Origin of the sequence: Clostridium polynesiense (assembly GCF_000820705.1) — a bacterium.
In the GTDB taxonomy this organism is placed as follows: domain Bacteria; phylum Bacillota; class Clostridia; order Clostridiales; family Clostridiaceae; genus Clostridium_AA; species Clostridium_AA polynesiense.
Map to the genome: position 1 here is coordinate 17,169 of NZ_CCXI01000095.1, position 17,071 is coordinate 34,239.

Below are 17,071 nucleotides of genomic sequence, written 5' to 3' on the forward strand. Positions count from 1 at the left end.
TCTCACCTACTTCTCAGACGCATATTTATCATGAAGCTTGCCGTAATATTCTACTATTTCATCCTGAAGGTTTTCCAGCACTTGATAATTATCATTTGGAACATTATATTTCATCTTATAAAGGGATTCAAAAATATCCTTGTTAATTAAATGGGATATTGGAACCCCCACCTTTACAGCTTTAAAGGAGCTCTCATAGAAAATCTCAATAGTTTTCAGCATCTTATACTGTTTCTCCAAAGGTACGAAGGTATCTTCAGCATGATATGCATTCTGCTGTAAAAATGCTATTCTTATTATCTTTGAAGTTTCTAAAATCAGTCTTTGATCATCTGGAAGTACATCTTCTCCCACCAGCTTAACAATTTCTAACAGCTTGCTTTCTTCATAGAGCAGCTTAAGCATCCTTCCTCTTAAATCCCATATTTCAGGGGAAACATTTTCTTCATACCAATCCTTTAACAGATTGATATATCCGCTATAGCTGGATAACCAATTTATCGCAGGATAGTGTCTGGAGTAAGCAAGCTTCTTGTCAAGACTTAAAAAGGCACTGACAAATCTTTTCGTATTTTGTGTAACAGGCTCAGAAAAATCTCCACCTGCCGGTGAAACCGCACCGATTACAGTTACTGAACCTTCTGTGCCATTCATATTCTCCACATAGCCCGCTCTTTCATAAAATTCTGCCAGTCTCGAAGGGAGGTATGCAGGATAGCCTTCTTCTGCAGGCATCTCTTCAAGTCTTCCGGATATTTCTCTTAACGCCTCAGCCCATCGGGACGTTGAGTCAGCCATAATAGCAACATGATATCCCATATCTCTGAAGTACTCAGCCAGTGTTATTCCTGTATATATGCTGGCTTCTCTTGCCGCAACAGGCATATTTGAAGTATTAGCTATTAGTATAGTCCTGTTCATAAGAGGCATATTGGTTTTAGGGTCAATGAGCTTTGGAAAGTCTTCAAGAACCTCCGTCATTTCATTTCCTCTTTCTCCACAGCCTATATAAACTATAATATCCGCATCAGACCACTTTGCCAGCTGGTGCTGAGTCATAGTTTTTCCGGTACCAAATCCTCCTGGAATAGCGACAGTTCCTCCCTTAGCCAAAGGGAAAAACATATCTATTACTCTCTGCCCTGTTATAAGAGGTCTGAATATGGTCTTTCTATGTTTAATAGGTCTTGGGTTTCTAACAGGCCAATGCTGATAAAGCTTCAATTCTTCTAATCCCTTTTCGGTTTTTAATTTTACCACAGTTGTTTCAATATTATAGTTTCCTGAAGGAAGAACCTCTGCTACTTCTCCTTCCAAATAAGGAGGCACCATTATTTTATGAAGTATTAAAGGATTTCCTGAACCTCTGCGTATACATCCCCGCCTTTAAGTTTATCTCCAATCTTTACCGTTACCTTTACATCCCAAAGCTTTTCTTCATCTAAAGTAATAAGGCCTATTCCCTCAGGTATAAAACCATAAGAGATCTCATTTATCCTAACCAGTGGTCTTTCTATACCATCGAAAATATTGCTCAATATTCCAGGACCTAGCTTAAGGCTTAAGGGACTTCCTGTAGATTCTATAGGCTCATTAATCTTTAATCCTCCCGTTTCTTCATAAACCTGTATAGTAGCTTCATCGCCTTCAAGGATTATTATTTCACCTATAAGCCTTTTGCTTCCAACCATTACCATTTCCCTCATCTTAAAGCCGCTCATGCCTTTTGCTCTAACTACCGGTCCGTTAACCGCTGATATATATCCGATTTTCTTATCCATATTATCCCCCCTTTACTTTAAGGCTTCTGTAACCATTACACCGATTTTATCTTTATTATCCAGCAGTATATTTATTAATGTTTGATCATATTTAAATTTCAAATTTGAATCCTCTAATATATAACCGCCAATTATGTCATTTTTATAGGGAATACATCTGAGTTCTATATGATTTAAGGATTCGCTTATTTCTTCTATATCCTTTTTAAAATCAACCAAATCCTTTTCTCTGGCTAGTAAAGTATAATCACCGGGCTTTACAATTTTAAGGGTATTTTTCAAGCTATCTTTAAAGTAATTAGAATACTCCTGTGATTCTGTAAATTCTATAAGCTTTTTCTTTAATTCAAGAACGGTTTCTTCGATAAAGCTGTTCTTAAGCTTTAATATCTCGCTGTGTTTTTTCTGCTCTTCTTTAGAGATAATTTCATTAGCTTTTAAAACCGCCTTTTTCTCAGCTTCCTTTTGAAAGGCTTTTTTTGCTTTTTCCAGCTCATTCTGCTTTTCTTTTATTAATCTTTCCTTTTCCACTTCAAGCTTTTTTAATTCTTCGGCTTTTTTATTTTCTAATTTCTCAAATATAGCTTTATGAAAAAGCCTAAGTTTATCGTCAATAGTAGTTGACATATTATCACCTGTTTCTATTTTATACTATATTTTAAGTCCAATAGATTCCTTCATATACTTTGCAATATAATCACTGCCTCTTGCAGAGCCATGCCTGTCTGGAATTTCTACTATAAGAGGACCGTTTTTAGCCAGTTTCATTTCAATTAGTTCCTCAGGTATATATCCAGCGACTACTTCAGTTATTATTATTATTCCTATGTCCTTTTGCTCTTTTAAATGATTAATAGCATTTATAACCTCTTCTCTGCTGTGAGCTATAATGCCATTAATACCGGCAATCTTCATTCCAACCAGTGAGTCTGTATTATCACTTATTATAAATGCTCTCATAATTAAATCCCCTTGTTAAATTCTTGAAAGTATCATTATGGAAATGATAAGTCCATAAATAGCAATACCTTCTGCCAATCCAACATAAATAAGGGTTTTACCTAATATTGAAGGATCTTCTGAAACAGCTCCCAATGCAGAAGAACCAACAGCTCCAACACCATAGCCTGCTCCAATTGTGGCAAGACCAGTACTTAAAGCAGCTGCTAAATATCCTAATCCTGCTGCAGGATTAACTGCTGTTTCAGAGGCTGCATGAGCTGCTGTTGGAATCATGAAAACCACAGCACCCATCATAGCTGGAATAAACACTGATAAATTCACCTTTAATGCTTTTCTGATTTTATTTTTACCTTGAATATCATTTTTTGCTTTTGCAGCTAGTCCATAGGTTACAGTTCCTATTACCAAGGAAAATACTATCATTAAGAATAAATACATCATATTAACACTCCTTAAACTAATTTTAGATTTTCTTCAAAAATATTAAAATCAATATCTCTTTCCAGGGCAACAGGATTAAATGGTACACCTGACCCTTCATAATATTTACTAAACAACTCATAATACTGAAGTCTTAACCCTTGTATAAATACTATTAAGCCCTCCAGTCCAATGATAATAATATTACCCAATATATACATAAATACGCTTCCAACTCCGCTGTTCATCATATGAGCCATGGCTGCGAAGGCCACAAAAAGTCCTACGTGGTTTAAAGCAAAGGCTCCTACTCTTATGAAAGACAGTGTGTTTGAAAACATGCTGAGAAGAGTTTCAAGGATTTCAAATCCCGCCTCAACAAAATATTCTCCCGGAGAGGTATTAAATAAAGGTCTTTTATTTGTAACCAGATTTGCTAAAGGCTGCTTCATCATTATAGCTCCTAATAAAGCTATCATTACAGCCACCCATATTCCTGTAGGAAAACCTTGAATACCCATAACCTTAACCAGTATAAAGGTCAGTACCATCAAGTAGAACAATAATCCTGCCAAGCCTTCCTTGCCAAACAGCCCATGCTCTACATCTTTTCTTCTAAAGGCATTGATTAAACCTAAAGCAAAGCCTATAAGTAAGAGTACGGTACCAAAGACAACAGCTCCTAATAGAACCTCTTGAATGTCCTCCATAGGTCTGATTAAAAGTGCCGGAATAGTTTCAAAACCAAAAATGCTTCCATAAAGACTTCCAAAAATCATGGAGCTTATACCTAATCTTGAAAGTATACCCCCTAAGTTTCCTTTCTTAAGTTTATACTGTAAGAATAGTCCCGCAAGAGCAAGTATAAGACCCTGACCAAGATCTCCAAACATGGCACCAAACATTATCATATAACTTATACTTAAAAATGCCGTTGGATCTATTTCTCCGTAAGCTGGAGTTCCATACATGCTTACCATAGATTCAAAAGGCTTGATAAATTTGTTGTTTTTCAGTTTTGTAGGCGTTACAAAATGCGTGGCTTCTAAACTTTCTGGAGTTTTTTCTATTATTATTATCTTTTTATCCAGATCACTTATAACCTTTTTTAATCTTTTTAAGCCTCCTGCCGGAACCCAGCCGCATAGATAAAAGAATTCATTGGTGGTAGCAGCTTTACTTTTTATTATATTTGCCTTCATATCAAGTTCCAGACTAATATCCATAGTTTCTATGTTTTCATCATTTTCTTCAAAAAACATCTTTAATTCATCTTCCAGCTCATTAATTTCCTTTTCCAGAAGAGCCACGCTTTCCCTTAAAGCTGCAGCAGCCTCTACGGGAGTTCCTCCAAAATCCTTTGCCATTTCAATTGGTTCACAGTTAGCGGACTCAAATATTTTTAAAGCTTCTTTAATAAGCATATTAGGAGTAAAAGTCATAATTATTTTATATTCCTTAGAGGTATATATCGTAATTATTATAGAGGGAATATTTTCATAATTCCGTTTTAGCTTTTCTCTGTTTTCATTGCTGACTCTGTATATTCCCCAGGTAAAGTTCTTAAGACCATTCAGTTCTTCCATTTTAACTTTAACCTCAGAAAGGAATTCTAACCCCTGAGCCATTTTGTCATATTCATCTTTAAGGTTCCTTTTGTGATTTAGTTTTTCATGAATCTTATCATAGATGCTATAAAGATTACCTATACCATCAGTTATTTCCTCTTCATTCCATAGCAGAGGGATTTTCTCTCTCTTTGCTTTAGTATAATTCCCCTTTGAAGATTTTAACTCTGACATATCTTTAATTATTTTTGAGTAATCCTTATGAGCTGTATAAGGTCTTATATAGGATACATTCAGCAGAGCATCCATATTATCTTCATTAGTACTAAGATAAAAGTTATTTGAAGCCACCTGCTGCAGAGCATCTACCGGTTCAAAGTTATTCATCATAACCAAGAGCTTTGCAGCTCGATTCAACTGGCTTACACTGCCTACAATGTCTACCATATACATTTTTTCAATGGCCATATACTCACCCCTTTATAGTGCTGTAGTTATAAATTTATTCATTTCGTTATTATGAGAGTCGTATCGCTTATTTTCCACGATAGAAACGATATTTTGTATTTCAATCTGTAATAAATAAAAATACGAAATTACAATAGATATATTTTGTTTTGAAGATGCTAAATACTTGCTCAAAAATTTCTTTAAAGATGCTCTTTCATATGCCTCTATTAAAAAGTCAGAGTTCTCATTCATTGGAATTATCTGTTTATAAGGTAGGTCTTTTAGTATCTCGTAGTATTCATTAAAGTTCTTAACATAGCACATCTTCTTTAATATCTCCGGATTAAGCTTATAGTAATCATAAATAGTATAGTTGTACATTTCCTCAGGAGACATATCGTAGTACTTTCTCCCTCTGTAGATAGCGGTAACATTTAGAAGATCCGCTTCAAAGCCGGTAATATCGCTTATTATCTTTTTATCCTCATTATTAAGCTTTTTAATAAACTTTCTTAAAGAACTGTAATACGCGAAGTCCAGGTTATTTTCAAGCCTGAATAAACCTTCATTTCTTATCCTGTCCTCAAGCTCTTTAATGTGCCTGTAATAAATTGTTCCTTTAAGCCTTTGAATTACCTCTTCAGCACTGTTAGAAGACAATAGATAATCATAGTCAATAGTTGTTAAAGGACTTTTAAAGGTAAGCATATCTTCAATATCTTCCCTGGACCTATTAACATATTTTGACCTTATTATCACTTTAATATCTTCTATTTCGTATCTCATAAAAAGAATCTTAATAAGCTTTTTGTATTCACCGTTAAAATAGTGGCTAAGTTTGTAAAGCTTTTTGATATGATACCTTTTCAGTATTACTTCGAAATGCCCTCTTCTCATACTATCGGCAGGAATACCTTGGAATAATTCAGAATAATTGGTTTCTTCTTTTAATATCCTTATACATTCTTCATAAGAATTTGCTGATATTAGCTTTTTGTACTGTTCCTCTGTAAGCAGTTTTCCCTGCATTGCTTTAATTTTGGTATTAACTGCTCCATATCTAATAATATTACCCATTTGCTCCCTCCTTTATCAGGAGTTTATTATATTTTTGAATATGGTACTTATTATATCGTCTTTATTGCTATAGTAATTGTTATTCAATTCACGAATTAAGCTCTCTGTTTCTTCAGCTATTTTCTGTGCTTTTTCTTCTGCTCTTTTAATATTGTTATTTATTAAAGCAGCCCTTATATTTTCAATATCCTTTTCATGCTCTTGTTCTAAGGATTTTAAATACGTCTTTAATTCTCTTTTACGGCTACTTACTACCTCCTGTATGTTGTTTTTGTATTTTTCTGCTTCTTTATCAATATTAATAATACTGTTTACTACATACTGCATGCCTTACCCCCTCCTAATAAAAGTCATAATTATATATTAATACTTTAATCCTAATTGTAAAATTTAAAAATCCATGCTAATTAAAGAAAATGAAAGGTTGCTTGATATAGTAGTTGTAAATTCAGCTAATTTCGATACGAATAGGCTTTTAATCTAAATTTTGTACTTTTTTAACATATTAATAACATTATAAACTTAGTTTTAATATTCTTTATTTTCTAATGTTTTTTGAATATATTGTGATAACATCTATTGTAATAAGTAATATATAAGTATAAGGAGGTTACATCTATGAGCGATAATTTTAATTATCCAGCAGGAAACCCTGCCCATCATCCTGGAATTATACCTGGTGCTATAGGTGATGGAGTAACTCCTGCAAATGATAAAGCACCGGAAATTTATACTGATAATACCGTTTCTGAAGTAAAACCTAAGGATATTACCAACAACTATAATGTTTCACATAAATACAAGGCTATTCTCCACGTACATGATGCTTCTAAATGGGACAATGCATTAACCTCAGCAAAAACTATCTATGACATATTAGGAATACAGAATGTGCACCTAGTATTTTTAGCTACAGGTGATGCAGTTAAGACCCTTATCGATAAGGACAAGGCAAACACAGACTTTATGGATTCTATAAAAGCATCCTTAGCCTATAACAATGAAGATAACGTTGTGGATATATTAGCCCTAGCCAGCAGCGGTGCGGAATTTAAAGCTTGCGGTGAATCTCTGGCTGAATATAAAATAGATGCACCTAAATTGTTTAACTATGTTAACATCGTCCCTACTGCAGCAGTGGAGTTAATAGTTAAACAAAATCAGGGATATGCATATCTTCTTTATTAGCAGGGAGGTGTATTAATGCCTTGGAATAAAAATGACTATCCTTCTTCTATGAAAAATTTACCTGAAGATCAGAGAGAAAAAGCTATTGAAATAGCTAATGCCCTTCTTAGCGACGGTTATGAAGACGGGAGAGCTATTCCTATCGCTATTTCTACCTCGGAAAGCTGGGCTAAAAACAGAGCTTCCGTTACTTCCTCCGATGAAGCTGCCGGAAGAAGACCAGGCAGAAGATCAAAAAAGGAAACAATATATCATGTTGCTTTTAAGAAGGATAAATGGATAATAAGAAAGGCAGCTTCCAAAAGACACAGCTTTTCTTTTGATACTAAGGATAAAGCATTGGAAAAAGCTAAAGAAATTCTTAAAAAAACCCCATCAAGATTTATTATCCATAAAAAAGACGGCAGCTATGAAAAATCCTTATAGTAATTAAGGAGGTGGTTTGTGTGATTAAATTTAAAGCTTTATTCCATATATCTGAACCTGAAAACTGGGCTATACTTTTAGAGAATGTAGACAGGCTTTTACTGGATTTAGGAAGCGAGGAATTCGACTTAGAAGTTTTAGTTACCGGTGAAGCAGTGAAGACTTTGTTAGATATTAATAGGGATAAAAGCAGTATAATAGATACCATGAAAGCTATAATGTCTAGTAGTGACGAAAATATAATGAACAGGATAAATGAACTTCATACAACTGGAGTTGAATTTGTAGCCTCGTCAAAATCCCTTGAAGAGAATGAAATTTCTCCTTCAAAGCTATATGAATTTGTTTCCATGGTTCCTGCCGCTGTTACTGAAGTGGTGCTTAGACAAAATGAAGGCTACGCCTATATTAAAATGTAGATTATATTTTCAAAAAAGAATCCCGGATATTTTCGGGATTCTTTTTCAAATATAAAAGACATAAATATGACATAGGTTTATGATATAATTTCTATGGATTAATCTTTGGGAGGGGTATCATGAACTCAACTATATTAATAGCTGACGATAATTTAGAAATAATTGACATATTAACACCTTATATGGAAAGGGAAGGCTATAAGGTAGTGAGGGCAGCTAATGGGGAGGAAGCCTTAAATCAGTATAGAATGAAAAATCCATCACTTATTCTTTTAGATATAATGATGCCTGTTATAGATGGTATTGAGGTATGTAAAATCATAAGAAAAGAATCTGATGTTCCTATAATAATGCTCACCGCCCGTGGTGAGTATACTGATAAAATACTGGGTTTGGAACTGGGAGCTGATGACTACATAGTAAAGCCCTTCAGTCCCGGAGAGGTTATGGCGAGAATCAAGGCTGTATTTAGGAGGATTATTACCGGAGAAAGTTCTGGTAACTCCATAAAAATACACAATCTGGAAATCAATATCGAAACTTATACGGTTAAAATAAATAATCACACCATCCCATTAACAAAAAAAGAAATTGAGCTTTTTCATTTATTAGCATCCAGTCCGGGAAGAGTATTTACCAGGGAAGTACTTCTGGATAAAATCTGGGGATATGAATATTTCGGTAATTCACGAACTGTTGATTCTCACATTAAAAGATTGAGAAGTAAGCTTAATATTCAGGAGAATTTTAAATGGGATATAAAAACCCTCTGGGGATTAGGCTATAAGTTCGAGGTAGGAAACGATGAAAAATAAAATAGTGGTAAAAATAACTCTAGGAATAATATGTATTATATTTTTGTCCACCTTAATATTAGGCTTTGTCTCTTATGGAATTTTTAAAGATTATACCTATAATAATAAAAAATCTTCTTTAGCCTCTAAAGCTCAGGAACTGGCCTATCTATTAAAAGCAGAGTCTATAGAACAAGGAAATTCTTCTGTCTATGAAAAGCTTTCTGATTATACTGAATCCGTTATGAACGGCAGAATATGGATTACCGATAAAACCGGAAGCCTGGTGTTTTTCTCCAGAAGAGGAGGAAGAAATCACGGAATCACAGGAAATATTATGAATAATTCACTGGATCAAGAGATATTAAAAGAGGCTCTAAAAGGCAGCAGGGTTATTAAAAAGTCAAGCAATAATTATTATGGTGAAAATATGCTCCTTGTGGCTGAGCCTATACTAAGTGACAGCAATGAAGTAAAGGGAACGGTGCTTTTATTTTCTCCCATCAGAGATTTAAAGGAGGCACAAATAAAATTCCTTAAATATCTCCTTATTGCACTTATCATAGAGCTGTTTCTTACAGGAATTCTCAGCTTCTATTATTCTAAATTTATAACTAAACCCCTTCTATCTATGGCAGTCTTTGCAGAAGAGCTGAGCAGAGGAAATTATAAGATTAAAAATTCCATAACTCAAAAGGATGAAATAGGAATGCTTGCTGCTTCCTTAAATGAACTGTCTCAGAGACTTGATGATAATATCACCACTTTAATGGAAGAAGAAGCTGTAAGAAAGGAATTTGTAGCAAATGTATCTCACGAGTTCAGAACTCCTTTAACCATATTAAAGGGAAGGTTAGAATCCCTCATGGATGGTGTAGTTCAAAAGGATAAGATTCAGTATTATTATGAAAGCATGCTTAAAGAAGTAAACAGACTAACAAGAATGGTTAACGACCTTCTAGATCTTTCTCGGCTTGAAAACAACAAATTAATCCTTAATATAGAGGATGTTGATGTAGAACTTTTATTGGAAGAGGTTCTTGATAATATAACTGTACTGGCTAAAGAAGCTCATGTAAAAATCAATGCTGATTATGATATTTCTTCTCTTCATATAGTAGGTGATTATGACAGATTAAAGCAGCTTTTAATAATATTCTTAGATAACGCCATAAAATACTCCCCTCCAAATACCTATGTAACCCTAAAGGCATCAGTAGATGACTCTCTCCATTTAATAATTGAAGATCAGGGTCAAGGAATTCCGGAAAGGGAGCTTAAAAACATATGGAAGAGATTTTACAAAATCGATAAATCACGAATGGATACTCTAGGTACCGGCTTAGGATTAGCTATTGCTAAATATATTATTGAGCTTCACAACGGAAAAGCAGATATATCAAGCAATCTGAATGAAGGTACAATTATAACTCTTTCATTACCTATTCCAAAATAAATTGAATCACTATTTTCTTGTATTTTCTATTTTGCCTTCTCTTACAGAAGCTCTATCTGTTACAGCTTCAATAGGGGGAGGCAGAACTGCTTTATAAAAGGGAGCTATGCAGATAACAAGAACTGCTGTAATTATCCCTGTAAAAGCCGCTGATATATTACCATAGCTTACAGGAAGTTCACTGTAAATAAATCTGAAGCCTCCTATGGCTATTAGGAAAACAATAGCAGTTCCTATTAAAGAAAGAAGTATCAAAGCTTCTCCGTAAATGAGTTTTCCTATGTGCACATTCTTCCAGCCTATAGTTTTTAATATATCTATTTCTCTTTTTCTTTCTGTAGCCATAGCAGAAAATCTATCAAAAACCGTTAATAGTATAAGTGCTATACCACCTAGGATTATAGCCTTTGAAATATCAGACATACTATGGCTTATAAAGCTTCCAAGTGTTGTGTATTCTATATATTTATTAGTTGCTTCTATGGAAAGCCAGGTGAAAACAGCAACCCCGCCTTTAAGTGCTATTTGAATTACCAAAAGCCCTGACTTTTTACTATAAGAAAGAATGTTTTTTATGATTATCTTAAAAATGGAGTTAACACTGAAGATATTTTTTCTTACCGCCTCACCGCAATGCTTATAATATTTAAAAAAGTAAATTTTCCAGATCCAGAAGGACCTACAAGAGAGATAAACTTTCCTTTATTAATGACTAACTCAAAAACGTCCATAGCAGTTATAATCTTATTATCGGATTGATAGTTTTTTATAACATTTTTCAGCTTGAACATATTCCCTCCTGATATTTAAATACATAAAATTTATTTTATGTTATATATAAGGATATAATCTATAAATTACTAAAAAACATCTAAAATAATAAAAAAAGCCTGTACCTTAAAAGTACAGACTTATTAAAAGTATCTTAAACTAAAACAGAAAGAAAATTACCTATAATATATGCTGCTCCTGCAGCTAATCCTCCTACAATAAGCATTTCTAATCCTGATTTTATCCAGTTCTCTTCCGTTATCTTAACCTTTAACGCTCCAAGAGCAAATAAGGTTGCCCCTGTAAGAAAACAAGCTATAGCAAAGGTGTTTATGGCAATATAAGGGATAAATCTTGAAAGCACATAAGCAAGAATTGGAATAAATCCAAATATCACGAAGGATGTGAAAGTCACCATAGCATTTTTTACTGGCGATTCCTCTTCTTCTATTATCCCCAATTCTTCTATCATCATTATGTCAACCCAGGTCTTTTCATTCTTTGAAATAATTTCTGTTACCGTTTCCGCATCCTCCTGAGACATTCCTTTATCCATATAAAGCTCTATGAGCTCAAGCTTTTCACCCTCAGGATAGTTTTCTACCTCCCAGGTTTCTCTTTCTCTTTCCAAACTTTTATACTGCATTTCAGCCTTAGTACTTAAATAATCTCCTATTGCCATAGATAAACCGTCGGCAATTAAATTAGCAAACCCCATTATAAGCACTATAGCTGGTGAAAGGGAAGCTCCCGCTACACCGGCGACTACAGCAAAGGTTGTAATAATTCCATCAAGACCTCCATAAACTAAGCTTTTTATATATTGTCCCTGTTCTGTATTATGTTTTTCATATTTTCCCTGTTGAGCATCATGAGCTAGTTTAGCAGCTTCAATATCCTTATTCTTAAAAGCCTTTTTAGCCTTATCTATATTTCTTGATAACAAAAAACCACCTCACTTACCTATAATATATTCTTAACTATATTATAGTATAATTTGGTGGCTTTTCCCATATCAGCTGGTTTCCAAATGTGAAAACTCTATGTTAATACTTCTCATTAATCTATTATCTAATAAGTCCATATCTCTTTGCAAAGAATTTTCTTCTATTGTCTGAATAGGTATAAAGACCTTAAAGGTAGTGCCTATATCTATTTCACTTTCCACCTTTATATCTCCGCCTAAAGCTTTAGCCATAAGTTTGGCAAGGCAGAGCCCTATACCTGTACCCTCAGAATTTCTTGTAAGTCCATTATTAAGCTGAGAATACCTTTCAAATATATACTCTAATTTTTCTTTAGGTATTCCTATTCCTTCATCCTTTACCATTATGATTATTTCATCTTTTTCCTTGTATATTTCCACATATATTTTTTTGCCCTTGGGAGTGAACTTAACGGCATTGGAAAGCAAATTTAAAATAACTCTTTCATACTTCTCATCATCCAGCGCTGTGTATATATCCTCACTCTGTGAATTAAAACAAATTGAGATTTCTTTTTCCCTGGAATAAAGCTCTATGGATTCTACAATCATCCTGGTTATCTCTACTATATTTACATTTTTTCTGTTTACCTTGAGATAGCCTGAGTCTGCTCTTGTTATATCCAGCAGATTATTTACAAGTCTAAGCTGCTGAAGGCAGCTCTGCCTTATTTTATTAATATATTTTCTTGTTACGGAATTTATGGTTTCCTTCCCTGCAAACTCCAAAACCTGGAGAGCTGATAAAGCAACAGTTATTGGTGTTTTAAACTCATGAGAAATAAAGGAAAAAAACTCCTCCTGTGCTTTAAGCAGGTTGTTTATCTTTTCCTTCTGAAGAATTTCATCCGTTACATCAACAACTATTATAACCAGTTCTTTGATTTCTTCCTCAATATTTAAAAGAGGCTGGCATACCACATTATAATGCTTTTGATTGCTTATGCTTTTTATCTTTATGTTTTTTAGATATTTAGTATCCTTTATATTTCTTAAGCTGTTAAGATATATATCATTATCGTCCACATCCATTATAGAAAGAATATCATAAATGGTGAGGGGATATTCCTTATAATCTCCTAAACTTATAAGGTTTTTTGCCCTATTATTCAGCTCTATTACATTTAATTCAGGAAATGATAGCCTCACAATAGGAAAATCCAGAGAATTTATTATGTCATAAAAATAATTTTTTTGTTTTATAATTATCTCCTGTTCACGCATTAGGTATGTTACATCTCTAAAGCACATGACTACATTAGAAACTTTTCCTTTTCCATTAAAAATAGGAGTTGCATTAATATCATAATACTTTATACCATCATCTCTATATAAAGAAACCCTAACATTTTTCATATCTTCACCATTTAAAGCCCTCACCACTGGAAGACCGTCAACTTGCAGAAGATCTCCTTTTTCATCATACATAGGGTTTAATTTTATCACATCCCCTATATTCTGAATTTTTCCTGATTGATCAAAGGTTTCTCTGGCAGTTTTATTTAACTTAATATATCTTCCTGTACTATCTGAAATAAATAAACAGTCAGACATATTTTCAATAATTGCCTCAAGCTGATTCTTCTGAGTGGATATTAAATTTTCCTGATTAACTATAATATTTCTGCTTTTTATTTTTTCTGAAACATCTTCAGCTGTAACCACCAGATATTTAATCTTATCCTTAACATATATAGGTGTAAATGCAATATTCCAGCAGGATAATATACTTCCAGGCAAAACAATCATAAATTCTTCGTCATTATAAGGTCTGCCGTCATCTATGACCCTTTTCATCAAAAATTCCAAATTTGTTTCCTTTATGAAAGGAAAAACTTCATCCAGCCTTTTACCCACCAGCTCTTCAGCATTATAATTAACCTCAACATTCCTAAACTTAAGTTTATTGCTGTGTATTATCCTTAAGTCATCTGCAGTATAAATTGCCATGGTTGAAAGGCTATTAGCACAAAGCTGATATATTGCTGAAAGTTCAGGGGCTTTTAAAGCATTAACCATATCATAAAAAAAATAGATTCTTGTTTCTAAATTGGCTTCTATTTTTATTTTACATTCCAAAGGAACCCTGCACCTGCTGAATATTATATAGCTTTCATGCTCTACAAGGCTGTCCTTCTCTATATTTGTATTTAATAATTTAAAATAGCTGTTTATATCTATTCCTATAATTTCTTCAGCTTTATATGAAGTTAAGTCCAGCATAGATTCACTTATTTCAAAGATTTTATCCTTATAAGTGCAGACTAAAAAGCTGTTGCTACTACTCCCCTTGCAACCTACCATACTATCCCCTGCCTTTATTACCGCATTCCCAGTGTCAATTGTCATTTGTCAGGTGCCTGGCACCTGACATCTTCCTTAATTTACCTTACTTATTATAATACCATAAAAGTAGTTTAGTAAACAATTTGTACTATAGATATCTTCAATTTTATGCTTTATCTGGAATATCTATAATTTTACTGTTGACTATATGTTAATAAGTGATATAATATTTATTAATAATAAAGCGATGAAGAGAAGATTAAGCTGTAAACTGTTTTCAGAGAGAGAATACATCCGCTGAAAGTATTCTTAAATAAGCACAGCCCAAAACCACCTCTGAGCGGCTCTAATAAGGCACGGTAATTCCGTTATCATTATTAACTAAGAGATTTATCCTATTTGGGTAAATAATCAGGGTGGAACCACGGGAATATTATGCTCTCGTCCCTTTTCAGGGATGAGGGCTTATTTTATTTATACAAAGCAATTATAAAATCTAGAATCAAACCCTACAAGGAAAGGAGATTTAAAAATGATAAAAATAACTTTAAAAGATGGTTCAATAAAAGAATACCAATCATCCTTATCTATTTATGACATTGCTAAGGATATAAGCGAAGGATTAGCTAGAGTTGCCTGTGCAGGATTGGTAAATGGAGAAGTTAAGGATTTAAGACATGTTATAGCGGAGGATTCCGAGCTAAGCATTCTTACCTTTGATGATGAAGAAGGAAAAAAAGCTTTCAGGCACACTGCTTCCCATATACTTGCTCAGGCGGTTAAAAGGCTTTATCCAAGCACTAAATTAGCCATAGGTCCTGCTATTGATGAAGGTTTTTACTATGATTTCGACAAAGAGGGTTCCTTCAGCTATGAAGACCTTGAAAAGCTTGAGTCCGAGATGAAAAAAATCGTTAAAGAGGAGCTTCCTCTTGAAAGGTTTGAGCTTCCAAGAAACGAAGCCATAAAGCTTATGGAAGAAAGAAATGAAGATTATAAAGTGGAACTTATAAATGATTTGCCTGAAGAGGAGATTATATCCTTCTATAAAATGGGAGAATTCGTTGACTTATGTGCAGGTCCACATCTTATGAACACTAAATTTGTAAAAGCCTTTAAGTTAACTCATACTGCTGGTGCATACTGGAGAGGAAGCGAAAAGAACAAGATGCTTTCCAGAATATATGGAACAGCCTATAATAAGAAAGCTGACCTTGAAGCTCATTTAGAAAGATTAGAAGAAGCTAAAAAGAGAGATCACAACAGATTAGGAAGGGAGCTTGGCTTATTTACAACTTCTGAAGCTATTGGTCAGGGGCTGCCTCTGTTAACCGGAAAAGGTTCAAAGGTAATGCAGATACTTCAAAGATTCGTTGAGGATGAAGAGGAAAAAAGAGGCTATATTATAACAAAAACTCCATTTATGGCTAAAAGTGACCTTTATAAGATATCAGGCCACTGGTCTCACTATAAAGATGGAATGTTTGTTTTAGGCGATGAAGAAAAGGATGATGAGGTATTTGCTTTAAGACCAATGACTTGTCCATTTCAGTTTGCTATTTATAATGCAGACCAGCATAGCTATAGAGAGCTTCCAATAAGATATTCAGAAACTTCCACTTTATTTAGAAATGAAGCCTCAGGAGAAATGCACGGATTAATAAGGGTAAGACAGTTTACTTTAGCAGACGGACATATTATCTGCACTCCTGATCAGGTTGAAGAAGAATTTAAAAAAGCTGTAGACCTAATTAAGTTTATGATGAAATCCTTAGGTATACACAACGATATCTCCTATAGATTTTCAAAATGGGATCCAAATAACAGAGAAAAATATATCGGTGATGAAGCAGCTTGGGAATCCTCACAGGCTAAAATGAAGGTAATCCTTGATGACTTAGGAATAAATTATAAAGAAGCGGAAGGTGAAGCTGCCTTCTATGGTCCTAAACTTGATGTTCAATTTACAAATGTTCACGGCAAGGAAGATACAATCATTACAGTGCAGCTTGACTTCGCCTTAGCAGAAAGATTTAATATGTATTACATCGATAAGGATGGAGAAAAGAAGCTTCCATATATCATACACAGAAGCTCTATAGGCTGCTATGAGAGAACTCTGGCGATGCTCATTGAAAAATATGCCGGAGCACTGCCTACCTGGATAGCTCCAGTTCAGGCAAAAATCCTTCCTATTTCGGAAAAATATCACGATTACTGCCAGTCAGTGGCTGAAACTTTAAAAGCTAAAGGAATCAGAGTAGAAGTTGACTATAGAGCAGAAAAGATAGGATATAAAATCAGACAGGGAAGAATGGAGAAAATTCCTTATCTCTTAATCATAGGGGAAAAAGAAGCAGAAAATAACCAGGTAGCAGTAAGAAGCAGAAAAAATGGTGACGAAGGTGCTCTTCCACTGGATTCTTTCATTGAAAGAGTTCAAAAAGAAGTTAAAGATTTAGTAACCGAATAATTATAATAAAAAAA

At 34.0% G+C, this 17,071-nt stretch carries 16 protein-coding genes, 1 pseudogene and 1 other annotated feature; of the genes and pseudogenes, 6 read left to right on the top strand and 11 right to left on the bottom strand.

From position 1 onward, the window contains the following. Window positions 1–6: 6 nt before the first annotated feature. From TA89_RS08820 to TA89_RS08850, 7 genes and pseudogenes are all read right to left on the bottom strand, one after another. A pseudogene (locus tag TA89_RS08820) lies at window positions 7–1,781 on the bottom strand (V-type ATP synthase subunit A). A 12-nt stretch (window positions 1,782–1,793) separates the two neighbouring features. Next, a complete protein-coding gene (locus TA89_RS08825) occupies window positions 1,794–2,408 on the bottom strand; it encodes a V-type ATP synthase subunit E (RefSeq protein WP_040212616.1) in 615 nt (204 codons plus the stop codon). 24 nt (window positions 2,409–2,432) lie between these two features. Then, complete coding sequence (locus tag TA89_RS08830; protein WP_040212619.1) at window positions 2,433–2,741, bottom strand: V-type ATP synthase subunit F; 309 nt, start codon at window positions 2,739–2,741, stop codon at window positions 2,433–2,435. Window positions 2,742–2,756: 15 nt separating this feature from the next. After that, window positions 2,757–3,185: an ATP synthase subunit C gene (locus TA89_RS08835; RefSeq protein ID WP_341349990.1), complete on the bottom strand. Its 429-nt coding sequence runs from the start codon at window positions 3,183–3,185 to the stop codon at window positions 2,757–2,759. An 11-nt stretch (window positions 3,186–3,196) separates the two neighbouring features. After that, entirely contained in the window at window positions 3,197–5,200 is a 2,004-nt protein-coding gene (locus TA89_RS08840) for a V-type ATP synthase subunit I (RefSeq protein ID WP_040212622.1), read from the bottom strand. 12 nt (window positions 5,201–5,212) lie between these two features. Beyond that, on the bottom strand, window positions 5,213–6,259 hold the full coding sequence (locus TA89_RS08845) for a V-type ATPase subunit (RefSeq protein WP_040212624.1): 1,047 nt from the start codon (window positions 6,257–6,259) through the stop codon (window positions 5,213–5,215). A 15-nt stretch (window positions 6,260–6,274) separates the two neighbouring features. Beyond that, window positions 6,275–6,586 carry a hypothetical protein gene (locus TA89_RS08850; RefSeq protein WP_040212626.1) on the bottom strand — a complete coding sequence of 104 codons (312 nt, stop codon included), beginning with the start codon at window positions 6,584–6,586 and terminating at the stop codon, window positions 6,275–6,277. A 291-nt stretch (window positions 6,587–6,877) separates the two neighbouring features. On the opposite strand from TA89_RS08850, the gene TA89_RS08855 reads away from it, so the two are divergent. The 5 genes from TA89_RS08855 to TA89_RS08875 all read left to right on the top strand — a co-directional run bounded on the left by TA89_RS08855 (window position 6,878) and on the right by TA89_RS08875 (window position 10,542). Continuing rightward, window positions 6,878–7,447, top strand: coding sequence for a DsrE family protein (locus TA89_RS08855; protein WP_040212629.1), 570 nt, complete (start codon window positions 6,878–6,880; stop codon window positions 7,445–7,447). Window positions 7,448–7,462: 15 nt separating this feature from the next. Continuing rightward, on the top strand, window positions 7,463–7,873 hold the full coding sequence (locus tag TA89_RS08860) for a DUF2188 domain-containing protein (RefSeq protein ID WP_040212630.1): 411 nt from the start codon (window positions 7,463–7,465) through the stop codon (window positions 7,871–7,873). A 20-nt stretch (window positions 7,874–7,893) separates the two neighbouring features. After that, on the top strand, window positions 7,894–8,292 hold the full coding sequence (locus TA89_RS08865) for a DsrE family protein (RefSeq protein ID WP_040212631.1): 399 nt from the start codon (window positions 7,894–7,896) through the stop codon (window positions 8,290–8,292). 119 nt (window positions 8,293–8,411) lie between these two features. Next, window positions 8,412–9,107: a response regulator transcription factor gene (locus TA89_RS08870; protein WP_040212633.1), complete on the top strand. Its 696-nt coding sequence runs from the start codon at window positions 8,412–8,414 to the stop codon at window positions 9,105–9,107. Further along, window positions 9,097–10,542 (top strand): sensor histidine kinase, encoded by a 1,446-nt coding sequence (locus TA89_RS08875; RefSeq protein WP_040212635.1) that lies wholly within the window; start codon window positions 9,097–9,099, stop codon window positions 10,540–10,542. Before TA89_RS08870 ends, TA89_RS08875 begins: the two co-directional genes overlap by 11 nt. Window positions 10,543–10,551: 9 nt before the next feature. Here TA89_RS08875 and TA89_RS08880 read toward each other — a convergent pair whose 3' ends face one another. The 4 genes from TA89_RS08880 to TA89_RS17695 all read right to left on the bottom strand — a co-directional run bounded on the left by TA89_RS08880 (window position 10,552) and on the right by TA89_RS17695 (window position 14,647). Further along, window positions 10,552–11,079 carry an FtsX-like permease family protein gene (locus tag TA89_RS08880; protein WP_040212636.1) on the bottom strand — a complete coding sequence of 176 codons (528 nt, stop codon included), beginning with the start codon at window positions 11,077–11,079 and terminating at the stop codon, window positions 10,552–10,554. An 80-nt stretch (window positions 11,080–11,159) separates the two neighbouring features. Next, window positions 11,160–11,333, bottom strand: a complete 174-nt coding sequence (locus tag TA89_RS18250; protein WP_147590099.1) for an ATP-binding cassette domain-containing protein — start codon at window positions 11,331–11,333, stop codon at window positions 11,160–11,162. 134 nt (window positions 11,334–11,467) lie between these two features. After that, window positions 11,468–12,259 (bottom strand): VIT1/CCC1 transporter family protein, encoded by a 792-nt coding sequence (locus TA89_RS08885; protein ID WP_040212637.1) that lies wholly within the window; start codon window positions 12,257–12,259, stop codon window positions 11,468–11,470. Window positions 12,260–12,328: 69 nt separating this feature from the next. Further along, window positions 12,329–14,647 carry a sensor histidine kinase gene (locus tag TA89_RS17695; protein ID WP_052447389.1) on the bottom strand — a complete coding sequence of 773 codons (2,319 nt, stop codon included), beginning with the start codon at window positions 14,645–14,647 and terminating at the stop codon, window positions 12,329–12,331. Between the two features lie 175 nt (window positions 14,648–14,822). Continuing rightward, window positions 14,823–15,036: a binding site (T-box leader), on the top strand. Window positions 15,037–15,116: 80 nt separating this feature from the next. On the opposite strand from TA89_RS17695, the gene thrS reads away from it, so the two are divergent. Further along, window positions 15,117–17,057 carry a threonine--tRNA ligase gene (gene thrS, locus TA89_RS08895; RefSeq protein ID WP_040212640.1) on the top strand — a complete coding sequence of 647 codons (1,941 nt, stop codon included), beginning with the start codon at window positions 15,117–15,119 and terminating at the stop codon, window positions 17,055–17,057. The last annotated feature ends 14 nt before the right edge of the window (window positions 17,058–17,071 follow it).